This is a genomic window from Pseudomonas sp. CFBP 8772, assembly GCF_014841665.1.
Classification (GTDB): domain Bacteria; phylum Pseudomonadota; class Gammaproteobacteria; order Pseudomonadales; family Pseudomonadaceae; genus Aquipseudomonas; species Aquipseudomonas graminis_B.
On the sequence record NZ_JACYUI010000011.1, the window covers coordinates 93,591 to 112,176 of the forward strand.

Here is an 18,586-nt window from a genome sequence, read left to right on the forward strand (position 1 = left end):
AACACCATGCATCGCAAAAAACTGCTCATCGTTGGCGGCGGCAACCTGTGCCTGCAAGTCCTGCAGATCCTGGGCCCGCGCAACCCGTTCGAATTCCACGTCGCCAGTCGAGACCTCGGAAAGGCCACGCGGATGTGCAACCTGATCCGACTGGCCGCGCTTCAACAGAACGTCAACATTCAGATTGAAAGCCATCAGATGGACCTGCGCGAAGCCTGCATCAGCCGCAACGCCGAAACGCTGCTCAAGATTCGCCCGGACATCATCCTCAACTGTGCCTCGCTGCAATCCTGGCGGGTGATCACGCAGTTGCCGGCCGAGCGTTTTGCTGCCCTTGATCAGGCGCAGCTCGGGCCCTGGCTGCCGATGCACCTGGCGCCGGCCTACGCACTGATGCGAGCCGTCAAACAGTCCTGCCCGAAAAGTCTGGTGGTCAACGCGGCGTTCCCGGATGCGGTCAACCCGATCCTCTACAAGGTCGGCATGGCGCCCGACGTCGGCATCGGCAACATCGCCAACCTGATCCCGGCCACCCGCAGCGCCATTGCGCATTTGTCCGGCTGCCTGCCAACTCAGGTCTGCGCCAAGCTGGTCGGGCATCACTATTTCAGCCATTGCGTGCCTCGCCATGGCCTGCCGCCGCAACGCATGGAGCCTATCTTCAACCTGACGTACTGGATCGACGGTGAAGAGCGCACCGGCGAGCACGCGCCCGAGGCTATTTTCGATTGCGTCGCCCGTCAATTCAGCCGGCTGGGCGGCGTCGACGGCCAGTACCTCACCGCCATGTCGGCGGTGACGGTGCTGGAAAACCTGCATGCCGAGCATGAGGTGCGGGTGCATGGGCCCGGGCCTCAGGGGTTGCCCGGCGGTTATCCGGTCAAGGTTGGCATGGGCAAAGTCCTGCTCGACCTGCCATACGGCGTGACCCGGGAAGAGGCGATCAGGGTGAATGAGGCGGGGCAGCGGCTCGACGGCATCACGCTGATTCGTGCCGACGGCTCGGCGGTGTTTGGCGAGGTGCAGAGGCAGATCATGCAGCGCGAGCTCAACTTCGCCATGGCCGAGATGCGCGTGTGTGACGCTGCGGCGTGGGCGGAAGAGCTGGGCAGCAAATACCTGGCGTACGCAGAAGGCACTCCCCACACCAACAGCCACCACACAGGAGTCGCCGCCCATGGCGCCGGTCATCGCGCTTCTGCCTGCTGACCGATCGGCAATCGCCGATCACGACTACACCCGCCAGTACGTGGCGGACTTCGTCGAGCGCTGGGACGAACTCATCGACTGGGAAAAGCGCGCAGCCGGCGAGGGTTCTTTTTTCTTCGACCTGCTGCGCCAGGCCGGCGCCTGGCGTGTGCTGGATGCCGCCACCGGCAGCGGCTTTCATGGGGCGCAGTTGCACAAGGCCGGCTTTGACGTCACCGCGTGTGACGGCAGCGCGACCATGGTGGATCGCGCCCGGCGCAACTTCGATCGGCTGGGCGTCGATGTGCCGGTCCACCGTTGCGAGTGGCAAGCGCTGGACGCTCGCGTACTGGGCAGGTTCGACGCGGTGCTGTGCCTCGGCAGTTCGCTTTGCCATCTGTTCGACCGCGACGCGCGTATCGCGGTGTTGAAGCGGTTTCGGCAGATGCTCAAACCCGGCGGAATGCTGCTGATCGATCAGCGCAATTTCGAAGCGATTCTCGCCGGGCGCTTCACCTCTTCGGGGCGCTATTACTACTGCGGCAATTCCGCCAGCATCACCCTCGGCGAACTCGACGAGTCGGTGTGCGAGTTCGTGTATCGCTTTGCCGATGGTGCACAGTATCGGCTGCGGGTGTGCCCGATTCGTCCGCGACACCTGCAGGAAGAGTTGCGAGAGGCCGGGTTCCGTACCGTGTCTGCCTACGGCGATTTCAAGCCGATCTACGACGTCATGGACGTGGATTTCGTCATTCACAAAGCCCACATCTGATGCTGATCCACGCAGGAGTTTGGTCATGAGCACGCGCCATCCTGGGCTGACGCAGCACCACAACCTGGTGCCGTACCCGTTCAGCGAGATCACTCCGGCCCCGTCCGCCGTCCGACCGAGGGTCATCTGGTTGACCGGGCTCTCGGCGGCGGGGAAGTCCACCATCGTCGACAGCCTGAACCCGGTGCTGCAGGCGCGCGGGTTAACCACCTGCATTCTGGACGGGGATTCGGTGCGCAACGGCTTGTGCCGCGATCTGAGTTTTTCTGCGGAGGACCGAGAGGAGAATGTGCGGCGGGTGGCGGAAGTGGCCGCGTTGATGGTTGATGCGGGGCTGACGGTGATGGTCGCGCTGATCTCGCCGACCCGCTCGGCCCGGAAGCTGGCCCGCTCGATCATTGGCAGTGCGCGGTTTGTGGAAGTGTTTGTCGACGTGCCTCTGGCGGTGGCTGAAGCCCGGGACCCAAAGGGGTTGTACCGGCGCGCGCGGGCAGGGGGCATTCCGGGGTTTACCGGGGTGGATTCAGCGTATGAACCGCCGGTGTTTCCGGATCTGCATATTCGCAGTGATGAAGTGGATGTGAGACGGGCGGTGAAGATGATTGATGACTGGTTGTTGGCGCGGGGGTAGGCGCCCCTTGATCAAGGGCGCCGGTGAATGACAATTTCTGGTGAATGTGTTTTGCCGGTTTCAGCGGCGAACGGGCGCCCCTGGACTTACACTACGAACTTATTGACCAACTGATTCAAATTGACGGCCAACTTAGACATTTCGCCACACGCGGTTGCTGTCTGGGCGGCGCCCGCAGAACTCTGAATGGCAAGCTCGCGGATGCTGACCAGATTCCGGTCAACTTCTCGAGCAACGTGGGACTGCTCTTCAGAGGCTGTCGCGATCATCAGGTTACGTTCATTAATTTGACTAATGGCCGTGGATATCTGATCCAGCGAGGTACTGGCCTCCTGGGCCACGCCCAGTGATTCGGTCGCCAGGTCTTTGCTGGTATTCATCGCCTTCACGGCCAGGTCAGAATCGTTCTGGATGGCCGCAATCATCTGCTCGATTTCCTGGGTTGATGCCTGGGTACGATGGGCCAACGCCCTCACTTCGTCAGCCACGACCGCGAACCCACGGCCTTGCTCGCCAGCGCGTGCTGCTTCGATCGCCGCGTTCAACGCCAGCAGATTGGTTTGCTCTGCGATGGCCCTTATCACCTCGACCACTTTAGTGATGCTCTGGGCACGCTCTGACAATCCTTGAATCTGTACGCTAGTGTTTTCAACGTTACCGTTCAGCTTCTGGATGGACATCAGGGTCTGAGCCACACGTGCCAGACCCACCTCGGTATAGCCCTGGGTCCGCTTTGACTCCTCGGAAGCCGACTCCGCGTTACGCGCGACCTCATCAACGGCTGCGCTCATTTCGGTGACCGCTGTGGCCGCCTGATTGACTTCATCGTTCTGGGAAACAAGGCCACGACTTGATTCCTCCGTCACAACCGTCATCTCTTCAGACGCAGACGCCAGTTGGGTGGAGGAGTCGGATATCTGCAAGATGGTGGCGCGAAGGTTTGTCTGCATCTGAGAGAGCGCCTTCAACAGGCGCCCGGCTTCATCAGTGCCGCTGACCAGCACTTCCCTGGACAGGTCACTGGCGGCGATACGCTCGGCGACAGACAGCGCATCATTGATCGGGTTGGTAATGCTTTTCGTCAGCAGTAATGCCAAGCCAATCGTGAGGATGACGACAGCTGTAATCAGGCCGACAACCAGCCGCAGGCCGTTGTCATAGAAGGCGGTTGCGTTGTTTCCGGCTTGCTCGGCGCCTTCGTCGTTAAAGGTGGTCAAGTCTTTGATCTGGGTTTCCATCGTATTCGTCAGCGGGCGGATGCCGTTACTTACGAGGTTGACGGCTCCCGCTATATCGCCTTTTCTCATTAACGGCGCAAGAATATCCAGTTGTTTGGCGTAAGCATCGGCGCTGTTTTTTACCCGGGTATAAAATGAACGCTCTTTATCACTGGCGATGAGCGGCTCATAACCTGCTACCGCGTCGGTGAACGCCTTGCGATAGCCCGCGAAACTTTCAATATTCTTTTCAATGGACTGCGGGTCTGCGAGGCCTCGCTGTGTTTCGAGTCTGATGCGAAGGGCGGCGTTGTTCATCAACGCCGTTTGTCGAATGCTGGCCATCCAGTTGAGTTCGACATCTTTTTCAGAGTCCCTCAGTTTGCCCATTTGCAGGATTGCAAATACGCCCATCACACACACCAAAAAGATAATCGAGGCGAAAAACAGGGCCGCTCGTGGAGCGAGGTTGAGATCTCTAAGGCGCATGCGAAATTCCTGTTTTCCGTTAATGGCTTATATGTTCAATAACGCTATCGACTCAGGCTTGGAAACTTTAAGCATCTAGTCGGGAAGCGATGACGCTGGCAGGGAAGTCATTGAGGTCATCGAGTGGCGGTTGACCCTCGACTCTATTGCGGCCTTTGGTTTTGGCGCGATACAGCAGTCGGTCTGCCTCTTCCAGGGCGGCTTTGTAGCCATCCTTTCCGGGCGCGTTGACCGCCACCACACCTGAACTGATGGTCACATTGCCCAAGGGGCTGGTGGCGTGCGCTATGCGCGCATTTTCTATGGCCAATCTGACCTTGTCGGCGATGATCAGTGCCCCCTCTAAATGTGTATCAGGCAGCAGGATCACAAACTCTTCGCCGCCATACCGTGCCGCCAGGTCGCCGGGCCGGTTGATACAGGCCCCGATAATGCCCGCGACCTCGCTCAGGCAGTCGTCGCCCTGTAGATGGCCGTAGCGGTCGTTAAATTGCTTGAACCAGTCTATATCCAACAAAATAATGGAAATAAATGAGTTATTTCGAACAGCACGGCCCCATTCACGGTGCAAGGTCGCGTCGAGACAACGGCGATTGGGCAGATGGGTCAGGCTGTCGGTCTGGGCAATGACCTCCAGCTCGGTTCTGGCGGTGTTCAGGTCATTTTCCGCCGTGATGAGGTGCTGAATTTGCCTGTACAACAGCAAACCCAGCAAAACCAGAGCGAACGTGATCAACGCGATCGAAGCCATTGACCGGTACGCATAGTCCCACCACGGCGCGAATACATGCTCGCATGACACGCCTGCGGCAGCGACGATGGGTAACCCGGCCACACGCCGGTAGGCGTAGATCCTTTCTACTCCATCCACGACGGACTTGATCACGGCGTTACCGCTGTCGCTGTAAGGCAGGTACAGGGTGAAAAGATCACCTTTGGCCACGTTAGTCGTCATCAGTGCGGTCAGCGTCGGTCGCCGTGCCAGCAGGTCGCCGTTGTTTAGCGCAAGAAAAATAACGCCCTTGTCGTCCACGTCCATACGCTTGAAAAATGACTGGAAATAGGCAACAGGCACCGTTGCTAACGCGACACCTGCAAACGTTCCGTCGGCGGCATTGATGCGGCGGCTGACAGGGATGACCATGTCGCTCGTGCTGCGACTCTCGACAATTGAGCCGATGTGGATGGACGCATCGGGATTGTCGCGATGATAGAGGAAGTAGGCGCGGTCGCTGTTGGTGTTCAGCGGTGTGCCCTGGACCAATGAATTGGCGACCCAGTTACCCTTGGCGTCGTAAATGAACAGCCCCTGAATGCCATCCACGTTCATCACCGCCTGGGTCATCAGCTTTTCGAGTCGAACTTTCTGATCGCCCTCAACGCCGTCGTGCTCCACGCGCTCCGCCAAATCGCGAAGCGTGTTATCTGCCTGCCGTATGGTGTCCTGCGCTTGCTGTTCGGCCGCAAGCACGATATTCGAAACCGAAATTTTGGCCGTGGCGATGCGTTCATTGCGCGACTGTTTCATTTGCCAGGCGGTAGCCAAGATCAATGAAAGGCACACCAAAGCAATGAAACCAATCAGTGCTTTGGTCAGCACGGATGGGGCAAGCCTGGTGGATGTCAGGTACAGCGGCTTCATGGGCGCGTCATCAAATTGGCTAGTGCACGCTTTATGCAGCTATCGTACCGTTGCGGGCAGCTGCGGCGAAATGGGTAGCAAGGTGCTCGCCAACGCCCGCAATTGTTGCTTCTCCTCGTTCATCGTCAATGCGCTTTCCGCTCGTCTCAATAGGACATCCGCGTGCCTTGCGCACACGGCCCTGAACAAACCGGGATTGACCTGAGCAAGGCTGATCAAGGCTTTCAGAAAGCGCAGATCCACTTCGATGAGGGCGGCGCCGTCTCGGGCGATCGGCGCAAAGAAATCGTCGAATAAGTCGTCGACATTCAAACCATGCAGAAACACCTGATCGCAGCTGTTTGCATGCTTCGTGTCTAAGAATTCAGGCATACCCCAGGCCGTCAGGCTGCGAACGCCCCGCCCGATGACATCAATGGCCGTGCCGGGGTCATTGACGGCGGGTGATAAGGCGCGGGAGGCGATCTCCGACAGCACTGAAAGTCCAAAGCGGGGATCGTGCTCGAAGGTTCGTCGCACGCCTATGGTCAGTGCGGCGCGTGTTTTCTCGGAAAGAGCGTCGCACGCCTCGGAAGAAACGCTGTTCAGCCGCACCAGATACGCCAGGGGCATTCCCAGGTGTACAAAGCTGCCAGGAAGCACGTCTAGAAAGACTTGCATCCCCTCGGCCTTGGCCGTCTCACTCAGTGCGTTGACATCAATGTGTTGCACGTACCCCGTCGATACGCTGGCAACGGCTTGTGCTCCGTGAGGTAAAATCCATCCCTGCGGGAAGGCCCTGCCACCCAGGCAGGGCCATTGAACTCTATGATTGATCGCATCGATTGTCGCTTTCTCGACGCGGTCAATCGTTTCGCCCACGCGTCCCAGCCTGGACAGGTGATCAATCCAGCGCAGAAGGGTGTAAACGATGAGGATGACGACCAGGATGGTCACCGCGAACAGCAGGACCCTTCCTTGAGCACCGTACGCTCCGGTGCTCAAAGCAATGATGCCCACCAGGCTGAACAAGAAGGAACCGATGAATGTTGCAAGCGCGTTCTGTGTTGTCGTGTCCTCCATGACCAGTGTCGTTGCACGTGGGGTGACGCCAGTGCTCGCAGCGCCGTACGCCGTCACCATCGTGCTTAACGAAAAGGTGGTTACGGCAAGCATGCTAGAGGCAATGATGCTCAGGATTTTGTCGACGGCATCGGCGCCTACGCGGGCGGACAGCGAAAACGGAATTGAGTCCTTGACCAGAATTGATATCAGGGCAGTGGCAACGCCCAGCAGCGAAAACAGAGTGGCTCTCAGCCAAAGCTTTTTAGTCAGTTGCGTCAGCATCCATCGCCATCGAGCAATCATAGTCACACCTTTTTTGGACAACGGCGGGGAGTGACGCGGGCTCGATCCCCGATAATCTCGGTAAATGGAGTTTATCCGGCTACGCAAGGTTCAGTGCGATTAGGATCTAGAATAAGGCCAGCCATTGCATCCACGCGCCTGGCTTCCTATGATCGCGCAGGGTGCGCCATTGCATAAAGCGATGCGCAGGTTAAAAGCACACGCTGGTCGGGCCGCCAGTGGAGCTTGACTGTGGCCAGTAAAAGATCAGCACCGCCCGCTATTCCTCGTCCTCAGGTTCTAACTGAGCGTGCGCTTGCAGCGCTGGAACGTTTCTCCCATATCGAGGCTGTAAGCGGCATTGCACTGCTGTTGGCGGCGATCGTCGCGCTGATCTGGGCAAACAGTCCGATAGCGGCGTCGTACGAGCACTTCTGGAACGCCGAACTGACCTTGGGTCTGGGGCCGTTCAGCGTTTCACGCTCACTGCATTTCATGGTCAACGACGGGCTGATGACAGTGTTCTTCCTTGTGGTGGGCGCTGAAATCCGTCAAGAAATAAACGATGGTGCGCTGTCGAGCTTCAAGCTCGCTACGCTCCCATTGGGCGCTGCGCTCGGTGGGGTAATGGTGCCGGCCTTCATCTACACCCTACTCAATGTCGGTACTCCAGCCGCCAATGGCTGGGCCGTACCGACGGCGACCGACATCGCCTTTGCCGTCGGAGTCCTTGCTTTACTGGGTAAAGCAATCCCCGGCTCAGTCAGGATCCTGCTGCTGGCCCTGGCCATCATTGATGACATTGTCGCCATCCTGATCATTGCGATTTTCTACACCGCGAGTCTGGATTGCCTGGGGCTGGTCATCGCAGCTGGCGGGTTGTTGCTCGTGCTGATATTTCAACGCATGGGCATCGGGAAAGCCTACGCCTATGTCCTTCCGGGAGTGATCGTGTGGTTTGGACTGCTGAAGACCGGCGTTCATCCAACCCTTGCTGGCGTTGTCCTGGGGCTGATGACACCGGTCCACTCAAAGCCTCTGCGCGAGCGGCCGCTGGATACGATTGGGCGTACTTTCCATGAACTGATGGAGCGTTTGTCACAGACTCAGCAGGACCCAAAGGCCGCAGCCAGGCCGTTGAAACAACTGCGTCATGCTGAGCGGGAGGTGTTATCCCCGGTCCAGCGCGTTCAGATAGGGTTGCACCCATGGGTCGCTTACGGCGTCATGCCGCTTTTCGCGCTGGCGAATGCCGGGGTCAGTCTGAAGGGTGTCAACCTGGAGGATGCGGTGGCGCATGGCGTGTTTGTCGGGGTATCGAGCGCTTTGATAGTGGGTAAACCGTTGGGCGTCATCATGGCCAGCTTCGCGTTGGTCAAACTAAGGGTCTGCGAACTGCCGGAAGGCGTCACGTGGGCGGGCGTTGGGTTGGTAGGACTTCTCGCAGGCATCGGCTTTACCATGTCGATTTTCATTTCAGGACTGGCGTTCAGCGATCCTGGCTTGTTGGCGGCGTCCAAGCTTGGGGTGCTCGCCGCTTCCACAGTGGCGGCGATGCTGGGTTTGGCGTGGGGCAGGGCCAGGTTTCGTTCAGCTGCCGTGCCCCAGGCCTCAGATAGTTGATTGCTCGTCTTGTGAAGAACTCTCCAGGCACTGGGCAGCGCTGGACTGACTGCCCTTGCCCGATGCGTCGGCATACCCAAGAGAAGACCTGAATGCAAGCGCAGGCCCCGTGGCTATTTGAACCGAGCAGAGGAGTCCAAGTCATGCCGTTGAGCGCGCAGTTACTTCTGCTTTATGTGCGCCAACGCCTTGTTGGCCGCTTTGGCCTGCTGATGCTCATGGTGACATGACGAGGTGAAGTCTGCCTCCGTCTCTGCCTTCAGCTTGTCGAATGCCGCTTCGCATTCGTGATGATCATCCTTGGCCAATGCAGGTCCGGTGACGATAAGTGTGATAAGCAGCGATAAAGAAAGAAAACGCATCGACAATTCCTTTCAAATCACAGCCTTTGATGAGCGGAAATCAGCGCACTCAGAGATGTTTTTTGACTTCTTTATCCACATGCTTATCCGCTTTATGACGTTCCTCGTCGTCATGTTTAACGCCTTTATCCACTTCGCTGGCGTCGTGCTTGACGCCTTTGTCGGCTTCCTTGGCATCGTGTTCTACGCCCTTGTCCAACTCCCGATTGTCGTGACGGATACCTTTTGCCACGTCGTCTTCGGCGAGGGCCAAAGGAACAACGGACGCAGTCATCAGTGCAGTGATGAGTGCAGACGAAACGAGCTTGTGCATGGTAATACTCCTGAGCGAACGTCGAGGTCCTCATGACCCCATCGCTTTTCAGCGTAGACAAAGTTCCGCAACATGGAAGTCGTTTGGCAATGTCACGCCCACGCGCACAAGGGGGAACACGTGCTGGTGACCGGAATCCTCTGGGCAGCGTTTTTCATCATTAACTTCAACGTGGTGATGATGATCCCGCTGCTGCCTTTTATTCAGCGTGATCTGCACCTTTCTTCCAGTGAGTCAGGGTGGATATTGGCCGCTTTTCCGGTCGTGGCGCTGATCAGCAATCTCGCCCTTGGTCCGCTGATTGATCGCTTTGGCAGAAAGCTGTTTATCACGGTGGGAGGGGCTGCTTGCTGCTGCACGCTGCTGATCACCGCCGCATCCCATAGCGCTTCGATGATCGTGCTGAGTCGGGCGGCGACAGGGCTGTTCATGCCGATGATTGGCGCGTCGATTTTCGCCGCCCTGGCGGACTATGTCCCCGAGCCCAAACGCACCAGGGCAGCCGGGTATGTCACCACCGCCGCGCCCATTGCCTTTTTGTGCTCGCTGTCGATGGGCGTTGTCGTCGGAGGGCTGCTGTCGTGGCAAGTCACGGTCATTGGCCTCGCGCTTGTCTGCGCCGCCCTTGCCGGACTGGCGCTTACCTTTCCGACACCGCCTTCAGCTTCGTTGTCTTCTTCCAGAATAAGCCGAGCCATGTACAAGGAGCGCTTGACGTCGCTGTCGGCCAGTCCCGGCACCCGCCCGCTAATGGCGGCGTACTTTTGCTGGTCGATTGGCGTGTACGTTTTTCTGGGGCTGTATCCGAGCTGGCTGGTGCAGCACGGCCTGTCCTCATTCGGCGTCGATACCGTCGGCTCGGTCATCTTTATTGGCGAGGTCGGCGGACTGTTCGGCGCGATGCTTTCCGCCAGGCTTGCCAGTCGGTTCAACAATCCGTTGCGCCTGTGCGCCGTCGCCTCGATGGCGATCGCGGTGGTGATTCAGGTGATCCCATGGGGCGAGGGCTCGCCGTTTACGCAAGGCGCCGCCTACATGGCTTTCGCGTTCGGCCGAGACCTGATGCTGGCGTTGATCCTGGGCGATGCCATGGGGCTGGTTGAAGCGTCGCGCAGGGGAAGTCTTAACTCATCGCTCAACGCGGTCTACCAAACGGGCGGCACGCTGGGGGGATTGTTGAGTGCCTGGCTCTATGGCTTGAGCACCGGGTACTTTGCGAATGTCGTGGGCGCTTCGCTGGCGTTCGTGGCGTCTGCGGTTTTGCTGCACGGTATCTCGGGGGCGAGGATTCGTTCCTGAGGTCGCCACGGGATTGTGTACTGCCATTTGTAGTCGGTGAGCCTGAAGCGGGCGCCTGACGCCCGCCCGCAGTGCTTGCATTGCCCCCACGACTACGAGGCGTTTAAAAAAAGAGCGAAAGCGCGTGGTTGCATTGCTCTGTGCGCGGAACCGATCGGCCCTCCAGCGCCACACAAGGGCAACCCACTCACCACGCGAACCTCACAGCGATCGCCCCGTGACAACATCCAACACGCCTGCACCTGTGCAAGCGGCCAAGAGTGGGCTTGGGGCACTGCCAACCGACCTTTCAGTTTGGAGAAAAAACGTGAAATTACCCGGAATCGGCGCCTCGTCGCCCAAGACGCCTGACATTACCCCCCATGCCTCCAAGCCGGACGCCAAACCGACGCCCGACGCGGGCAAACCGACGAATAGCCCCAATGACTCCGGTAACGGCGGCAGCCGCGCCACCGGTAACTTCAGCAACGTGGCCCAAGGTACCGGGGCTCTGGCCAGCGGCGGCGCGGCCATCTATCGGGCTGACCAAAGCACGCAGAATTCCCAATACGCCGCTCAGTCCCCCACAGGCGCGGTCAACTATGGCGGCCCTGCCGGGAGTGGCGCGCCGGCCGCTTTGCAAAACCAGTCTCTGGCTGAGCAAAGCCCGGGGCTGAGCAACAACGGTGAGGCCTCGAAGCCGTCTTCTCCCTTGATGCAGCTGCTTGATAAGTTAATCGGGGCGCTGTTGCAGCCGTTCGGTGGCGGGGCGAGTGCGCATTCCGCCGGCGATTCTGCCCGCACCCAGACCAAGGACGCCCCTGTGGCGGAGAAAGGCGATGACAAGAACGGACTGGCATCGGCCGCTGGCGAAGTGGGCAAAGCGCTGTGGATGGTCCCCGGCTTGAGTAACGTCATGACGGGGATCGGTGAGTCTGATGGCAGCGCTGGCGGGATGATCAAAGGCGGGGTCGAAGGCGGGGTGCACACCGCCAAAGGCGCGGCCGAAGGCCTGATCGGCGGTGGCGGCAACCCGGCAGCCATGGCGGCTGGCGCCTATGCCGGCGCCTTGTCAGAAACCAAAGCGGCACCCGAAGAGGTGCGCAACGTAGCGGGCATGCTCTAAACGATTCCTGCCGCATGTTTCTTTTGGGGGACATGCCTGGCAGGGCCTGAATCAGGGTACTGAGGATCATCTCCGACAACAGAAACCTTGTAAAAACTGGTCTTTGAGATACGCCACCAGAGCAGTGCCAGCCCTGGGAATTTGTGGCGAGTAAGGTCGAACCAGATTGATCTCGTCCGAGAACGCCCCCTTGAGTTGCCAGTGCTCAAGTAGTTGAACCAGAGAACCTTCCCCCCGACGCTGCCTGAGCGCTGATGTTGTTGCCGAGCGAGAGCGACAGGTGCAGTCAACCTGAGAAGCCCACGCACAGCGCCTGCCGAGTGCCTGACGTCTAAAAAACGTTTGGCGATACGCACGTAGGCGTCGCGCACCTCTGCGACCAGTGCGCTGCCTGCATCGTCCCCATCAATAGCAGTGTCTGTGTGGCGGAAGTCCTCGACCCTGCTTATCCCGTCAAAAAGTACCGCTCCGTGCTCGAAAAGGGCAGAGGCGTAGGGTGGACTAAAGCGAATCCATCTCCGCGCGCGTGATGCTGCACGTTTGATGGCAAATAACAGCCGGATTCAAGCTGCGAAGAAAGCTGTCGATAAGAGTGATGTCGGAATGATATCGACCAGGTTGTTCACGAAAAAAACTAAAAGCCGGAGCGAAGGATGCTCCACTGTCGAAGTGCACACCTATGTTTAGCAAACTCAGTATTACCCAAAAGCTCTATCTCAGTTTCGCCGCGATCGTGGTGATTCTGGGCATTCTTGTCTTCAGTGCCTATCGTGGTTTTGGTCAGGTCGACAGCGCAATTAACAGCAACGTCCACACGTATCGTGTGTTAAATCAGTCCCAGATGGCCCTTGAACAGTTGATCAATATCGAGACCGGCATGCGCGGCTTCGTGATTACTGGCAAGGACAACTTTCTTGAGCCGCAGATTGCCGGTGAAGCGAAGTTTTCCGAGGCGTTGGCAACGCTCAAATCATTGACGATTGATAACGCCGAACAACAGAAACGACTGGCTTCATTGGCGCAGTTACAAACACGCTGGCTGGACGAAGATGTTCATTCGATCATTGCTCAGCGTCGTCAATTGGCACAAAGCGGCAACTCCGATGATTCGGTTGATCAGCGCATCGACAGTGGCGCGGACAAAGCCAAAATGGATGGCATGCGCGGGATCATTTCAGATATGTCGCAGACGGAAGAAGCCCTGCTGGCACGGCGCACTCAAGAGATGAACGACGCCAAGGATCGCGCGATCACGATCCTGATGGCCGGTGGGCTGATTGCCGCCGTTCTGGCAATCATTCTGGCTTACGCCTTGGGCCGCACGGTCCGTGCCCGCCTGCAGGTGGCTATCGACGCGGCAACCGCAGTCGCCGAGGGCAGACTGGACACGGTGATCGATACCAGTACCAGCGATGAACTGCCTAAGGCGTTTGCTCGTATGCAAGCTCGCTTGCGAGAAATGATCCAGCAGATCAATCAAGCTGCCAGCCAGTTGATCGAGTCCGTGCAGAACATCTCAGGGGCGTCGCAGCAGCTTTCCGGCGCGGTGAGCGAACAATCCAACGCAGCATCAGCGATGGCGGCCACGGTTGAAGAGCTGACGGTCAGTATCAATCATGTTTCCAATAACGCGGGGGAGGCCGGTGGACTTGCCAGTCGCTCTGGTCAGCAATCGTTGGATGGATCGGCCGTCATCCAGAACACCCTTACCAGCATGAATGGTATCGCCAAGACCGTGCAGCATGCGTCGACCAAGGTGTCGGAGCTGGGTCAACACTCCGAGCAGATTTCCACCATCGTCAGTGTTATTCAGGGCATCGCAGATCAAACCAATCTGCTTGCCCTCAATGCGGCCATTGAGGCGGCGCGGGCGGGGGAGCAGGGTCGCGGCTTTGCAGTCGTGGCCGACGAGGTGCGGTTGCTGGCGCAGAACACCGGTAAATCCACCAAGGAAATTGCCGGGATGATCGACAAGATCCAGCTCGGCGTCCGCGATACCGTGGAGAGCATGCGCAGCGGCGTGATGGAAGTTAGCCAGGGCGTTGAGATGGCGGAGTCGGCAGGCAAGGCGATTACCGAAATCAGTGAAAGCTCTGGCCAGGTGCTCGTGGTCGTCGAACAGATATCGCTGGCATTGCGTGAGCAAACAGCGGCCAGTCAGGACGTCGCCCGTAACGTCGAGCGATCTGCACAGATGTCCGAGCAGAATAATCTGTCCGTGCAAGACCTTCTGCGCAGCAGCCATGATCTGAATCAGCTGGCGATAGGGCTCAAGCAGGAAGTGGGTCGGTTCCGTCTGTAGGGCTGTCAGAAATGATGTGTTCTTGAAGATGAATGCGGAAGGCTTGCCGGTATGCCGGGCAGAAGAACACTGCCCTGGCGTCCCCCGTGACCTTCCCGGCTGGTCTATTGGCGGGCTAAGCAGTCGCGCGGGATCCGGGCGAGGTTCGGCTGGGTGCACAACCCGATCGTTACCATGCCGGTTCGAGGTGACTTTTTTCACCCTTAAAGACTCACCCTGAACAGGCCGCCCCAGCGAAGACGCTGGGTGCTGCATGAGCGCTAACCCGTGATGGCCTCATATATTTCTCTTTCGATACATAACAGGCTTGCAACTGGGTATGTATTGTCCGACACTCTCGCTATCGGCTTCGACAATATACAGGCGCCATTGCGGTGACTATCGAAGGTGCATTGGATTAAGTATTTCTATATAGCCCGCGTCGCGACAACGGTATATAAGAAAAGGTCCAGATCGGCAGACGGGCGGCATTTATTAATCCCGGCACCCCCGGAAACACTGGGGCAAACGCCCATTAAGTTGCTCAAGAAGTTTCCATTCCCAACGAAATAAAAACCCCTAATCGACTGTTCATGACTTCAGAAGTTTCACACTGAATAATTAAACATTCTTTTTGCCCATCTGTGTTTGCAGTCATCCCTATTAGTGTTAATAATCCCGACTGCTCCGGGAAGCAAGGCAATGCGCCATCTCACAAGAAGTGAATATCAAGTCTGAATTCTGATTAAGTCCCCGGCCCAATAAACTCAATTCTCAGTTCGTTCAAGACGCAATGACGCCTTGAGCAGCGAGTAGGCGCGGAACATCCGTGTGAGGAGGGCATCATCGCTCGTAGTCATTCCGGGATTAAAATCCTGTCGATTTTCGGTACACGTCCGGAAGCCATCAAGATGGCCCCGCTGGTAAAGGCACTGGCTGCAGAGCCGGGTATTCACTCGCAGATCTGCATCACCGGCCAACACCAGAGCATGCTCAAGCAGGTGCTGGAGCTGTTCGATCTGAAAGCCGATTTCACACTGGATGTGATGACGCCGCACCAGACCCTCAATTCGCTGACAGCCGCGTTGTACGGAGCCATTGATCCGGTGTTGGAAATCACCCGGCCGGACCGTGTGCTGGTGCATGGTGACACCACGTCCGCCATGGTCGCGTCGATGTGCGCCTTCCATCGCCGGATCCCTGTGGGGCATGTCGAAGCCGGTCTTCGCACGGGTGACATCTACAGCCCATGGCCTGAAGAGATGAACCGCCGCTGCATCGATCTGAGTGCCGACATGCTGTTCGCCCCGACCGATGAATCGCGCCGCAATCTGCTGGGCGAGCGCTTGCAAGGGCGTTCCTACGTGACCGGTAACACGGTCATCGATGCCCTGCAGTTGACGGCTCAACGCATTGATCAGAACGCTGAACTGCGTACCCGTCTGGATCAGCAATTCTCCTTCCTGCGCAACGACCGCAAAGTGCTGCTGGTGACCGGCCATCGTCGGGAAAACTTCGGTGACGGCTTCCTGGATATTTGCAAAGCCTTGCGTCAACTGGCCCAGCGCAGTGATATCCAGATCGTCTACCCGGTGCACTTGAACCCGAACGTCTTGGGCCCGGTGACCGAGCATTTAGGCGGACTGGCCAATGTGCATCTGATCGAGCCGCTGGATTACCTCGCGTTCGTGCGTCTGATGCAGCGCGCCCACGTGATCCTTACCGATTCCGGCGGCGTGCAGGAAGAGGCGCCAAGCCTGGGCAAACCGGTACTGGTCATGCGCGATGTGACCGAACGGCCTGAAGCAGTTGCGGCGGGCACCGTGCGGCTGGTCGGCACTTCTCCGGACTCGATCATCAGCGGCGTCAACGCGCTGTTTGACGACGACCTGCTGTGGCGCCGCGCGTCCCAGGCGGCCAACCCGTACGGTGACGGCAAGGCCAGTTCGCGCATCGTTGATGCCTTGATGGGCCGCCCGGTCAACGACTTCGTGGTCGGCCAGTTGCACGTGCCCAGATACCTCGAGTATGGGCACAGCGCCCCGGCACGGGACGACAACCGCCCGTCGTCCACGTACCAGTAACAAACGCCCGACCCCTCTATTAGCTTGAGATCTGCCTGAATGAAGTCTTCCGTTGCCACCCAAACGGGCGCACTTAGCGCCCTTGTCTGTGGCGTGAGCCTGCTCGCGCTCATGCCCAACTTTGCCCTGGCGGCGGACAGCCCGCTCACCGAGGCGATCAACCGACTCAATGCCGATACGCTGCAACACCGGGAGATTCGCCTGAGAGATCTGGGCATCGACGCCCCCATCGTGCTCGGCTCCACGGATTCGCGCCGCGAACTGTACCTGCCGGTTCCGGCGGGTGTGCCGTTGTCCGATGCGTCGCTGAACTTCGATGCCAGCTACCTGAATGGGGAGGGCGGTCGCAACACCCTGCTGCTGTCCCTGGATGGCTATCCGGTACGGGCCGAAGGCCTCAGCGAAGCGCAAGGCAATGCCAGCTCCACGCTCGGCGTGGACAAGGCCGCTCGCAACAGCGGTTCGGTACGCCTGGGCGTGGCCTGGTCGTCGATCGTTTCTCGCGTGCTGTGTGAAGACGAACGCGCGATTGGCAACGTGTTGCGCATCGAACCCGACACCCGCCTCAATTACAGCTACGACGCCAACCTGTTGCAGGACGTCGGCGCTGCCTGGACCGCATTGCCGGCCAAGCCGGGCATCATGGTCGCGCCGGGCAGCCTGGCAGTCGGCACGTACGACGCCGCCTGGCGCCTGGGCGTTGCACTGGAACGGATCGGCAAACACGCGCGCATCCTGTCGTTCCCTGCCGTGCAGGACAGCGTTGACCTGAGCGCACTGCGCATTCCGGCCGAACTGCAGAGCATTCCGGCCTTCGCCAGCCTCAACGGCAAGGGCCCGCATGCCCTGGCCAACCCGGCGGAAATCGGTGCATTGCTGATGCTCGGCCAGACCCCTGACGTGCAGGCCGACCTGGCGATCAACGACCCGCAATTGCTCAAGGCGATCAACGAATCCCTGGACGCCTTGCAAAGCCAGATTCAAGGTGTGGACGCCACAGCTGCCAGCGCGTTCACGCAATGGCGCGAGCGTCACGTGAACGCCGGTTTGGCCGCCAAGGGCACGGATAACGTCCGTCTGGCATTGCTCGGCACCCGTCCGGTGCTGATGATCGCCCCTGAATCGACCGGCAAGGCCATGGCCCTGTTCAGCAGCGCCTGGAACAAACTGGCCCGCAGTCGCACGCTGACCGTCAGCGAAGCGCAGATGCCATTGAGTGCCGACGGCCGTGTGGCCCTGACCAATCTGGGCGGAAACCCCGGCACCATCGACGTGCTCGCCAAGTCCGACTGGAGCGCCTCCTTCCCTCTGGGCAGCGTGGCCTACGACGGTCGCCTGCCAGTCAAGGCCGTGATGGATGTGTCCGCCGCCCCTGGCGCTTCGGACACCGCTCCTGTGGCGTCACTGTTCCTCAACGATTACCTGATCGGCGCGCAACAGTTGCTTGCCAACGGTGAGAAACAGCGCATCGAAGCGCGTATCCCGAGCTACGCCCTGGGTTCCAAGAACGTCCTGCGTGTCTCGTTCCAGCGTCAGCCCGTCAGTGATCGCTGCCTGGAAACGCCGCAAGCGTTCCCGGTTTCCGTATTGCCGACCAGCCACATCGTGCTCGACAAAATTTCACTGGATGACGGTTTCTCCGGCATGGCTGCCCGTTACGCCACGAACACGCAGATCCTCGTGCCCCAGGCTTACCTGGATCACCCGGCCAGCAGCTTGCCGCAGGTGATCTCGGTGGCTGACGGTGCGGGCGTTTCGCCGCTGCGCGCTGAACTCAAAGTCAGCAGCGATCCTAAAGCCACGGTCACGCCGGACAAAGACTTCCTGGCCTTCGAGCTGCCGCTCAAGGACAGCAAGGAATCGGTTCGCGTCGATGACCAGGGTCGCCTGCGCATCAACCACCAGGATCAGCCGCTGCTGGACCTGTCGCCGCTCAACCACCTGGCGTCATTGCAGGCCGTGGATGCCGGTGGCCAGCACGGTCTGGTCTATCGCGTCCTGGGCAGCGATGCCCCGGTATTCGCCAAGCCCGTGCTGTTGACCCGCGGCGACGTGTCAATCCTGGGCGACAACGGTGTCGTGAACACCTTCGACAGCAAGGATCCGAGCGGTAGCCAGTTCATCGACAAAGAGGAGCCAAAGGGTCTGGACGCCTGGCGCACGCCTTCGCTGTTGTGGCTGATTCCCGGCGGCATCCTGTTGGTGCTTATCCTGATGTTGGCTGGCCGTAGCGCCCGTCGCAATCGCCAGTAAC

14 protein-coding genes are annotated in these 18,586 nt (G+C 59.0%); 9 read left to right on the forward strand and 5 right to left on the reverse strand.

Annotated elements, in window-relative coordinates:
• Positions 1 to 6 precede the first annotated feature (6 nt).
• The 3 genes from IFT99_RS20445 to cysC are packed head-to-tail and all read left to right on the forward strand — an operon-like array spanning position 7 to position 2,591.
• Positions 7 to 1,209, forward strand: coding sequence for a hypothetical protein (locus IFT99_RS20445; protein WP_192134696.1), 1,203 nt, complete (start codon positions 7 to 9; stop codon positions 1,207 to 1,209).
• A complete protein-coding gene (locus tag IFT99_RS20450; RefSeq protein ID WP_192134698.1) occupies positions 1,178 to 1,960 on the forward strand; it encodes a class I SAM-dependent methyltransferase in 783 nt (260 codons plus the stop codon). The genes IFT99_RS20445 and IFT99_RS20450 overlap by 32 nt, the downstream gene beginning before the upstream one ends.
• Before the next feature lie 25 nt (positions 1,961 to 1,985).
• Positions 1,986 to 2,591 (forward strand): adenylyl-sulfate kinase, encoded by a 606-nt coding sequence (gene cysC, locus IFT99_RS20455; protein ID WP_192134700.1) that lies wholly within the window; start codon positions 1,986 to 1,988, stop codon positions 2,589 to 2,591.
• 86 nt (positions 2,592 to 2,677) lie between these two features.
• On the opposite strand, the gene IFT99_RS20460 is transcribed toward cysC, so the two are convergent.
• From IFT99_RS20460 to IFT99_RS20470, 3 genes are all read right to left on the reverse strand, one after another.
• Positions 2,678 to 4,297: a methyl-accepting chemotaxis protein gene (locus tag IFT99_RS20460; protein ID WP_192134702.1), complete on the reverse strand. Its 1,620-nt coding sequence runs from the start codon at positions 4,295 to 4,297 to the stop codon at positions 2,678 to 2,680.
• Between the two features lie 67 nt (positions 4,298 to 4,364).
• The gene (locus IFT99_RS20465; RefSeq protein WP_192134704.1) at positions 4,365 to 5,939 is read right to left on the reverse strand and encodes a sensor domain-containing diguanylate cyclase; all 1,575 of its coding nucleotides are present in this window, start codon (positions 5,937 to 5,939) and stop codon (positions 4,365 to 4,367) included.
• A gap of 39 nt (positions 5,940 to 5,978) precedes the next feature.
• Positions 5,979 to 7,286: a DUF2254 domain-containing protein gene (locus IFT99_RS20470; protein WP_192134706.1), complete on the reverse strand. Its 1,308-nt coding sequence runs from the start codon at positions 7,284 to 7,286 to the stop codon at positions 5,979 to 5,981.
• Positions 7,287 to 7,517: 231 nt separating this feature from the next.
• Here IFT99_RS20470 and nhaA point away from each other — a divergent pair, with 231 nt between their 5' ends.
• On the forward strand, positions 7,518 to 8,888 hold the full coding sequence (gene nhaA, locus IFT99_RS20475) for a Na+/H+ antiporter NhaA (protein ID WP_192134709.1): 1,371 nt from the start codon (positions 7,518 to 7,520) through the stop codon (positions 8,886 to 8,888).
• 161 nt (positions 8,889 to 9,049) lie between these two features.
• Here the strand turns inward: nhaA and IFT99_RS20480 are convergent, their stop codons facing one another.
• Together IFT99_RS20480 and IFT99_RS20485 are read right to left on the reverse strand one after the other, a co-directional pair.
• Positions 9,050 to 9,250: a hypothetical protein gene (locus tag IFT99_RS20480; protein ID WP_192134711.1), complete on the reverse strand. Its 201-nt coding sequence runs from the start codon at positions 9,248 to 9,250 to the stop codon at positions 9,050 to 9,052.
• A 49-nt stretch (positions 9,251 to 9,299) separates the two neighbouring features.
• Entirely contained in the window at positions 9,300 to 9,563 is a 264-nt protein-coding gene (locus IFT99_RS20485) for a hypothetical protein (protein WP_192134713.1), read from the reverse strand.
• Between the two features lie 72 nt (positions 9,564 to 9,635).
• On the opposite strand from IFT99_RS20485, the gene IFT99_RS20490 reads away from it, so the two are divergent.
• The 5 genes from IFT99_RS20490 (at position 9,636) to IFT99_RS20510 (ending at position 18,585) form a co-directional block, all read left to right on the forward strand.
• Positions 9,636 to 10,862 carry an MFS transporter gene (locus tag IFT99_RS20490; RefSeq protein ID WP_192134715.1) on the forward strand — a complete coding sequence of 409 codons (1,227 nt, stop codon included), beginning with the start codon at positions 9,636 to 9,638 and terminating at the stop codon, positions 10,860 to 10,862.
• Between the two features lie 307 nt (positions 10,863 to 11,169).
• Positions 11,170 to 11,967 (forward strand): hypothetical protein, encoded by a 798-nt coding sequence (locus tag IFT99_RS20495; RefSeq protein ID WP_065986498.1) that lies wholly within the window; start codon positions 11,170 to 11,172, stop codon positions 11,965 to 11,967.
• Positions 11,968 to 12,646: 679 nt separating this feature from the next.
• The gene (locus IFT99_RS20500) at positions 12,647 to 14,269 is read left to right on the forward strand and encodes a methyl-accepting chemotaxis protein (RefSeq protein ID WP_192134717.1); all 1,623 of its coding nucleotides are present in this window, start codon (positions 12,647 to 12,649) and stop codon (positions 14,267 to 14,269) included.
• 890 nt (positions 14,270 to 15,159) lie between these two features.
• A complete protein-coding gene (wecB, locus tag IFT99_RS20505) occupies positions 15,160 to 16,332 on the forward strand; it encodes a non-hydrolyzing UDP-N-acetylglucosamine 2-epimerase (RefSeq protein WP_065986502.1) in 1,173 nt (390 codons plus the stop codon).
• 39 nt (positions 16,333 to 16,371) lie between these two features.
• On the forward strand, positions 16,372 to 18,585 hold the full coding sequence (locus IFT99_RS20510) for a hypothetical protein (RefSeq protein ID WP_192134719.1): 2,214 nt from the start codon (positions 16,372 to 16,374) through the stop codon (positions 18,583 to 18,585).
• The last annotated feature ends 1 nt before the right edge of the window (position 18,586 follow it).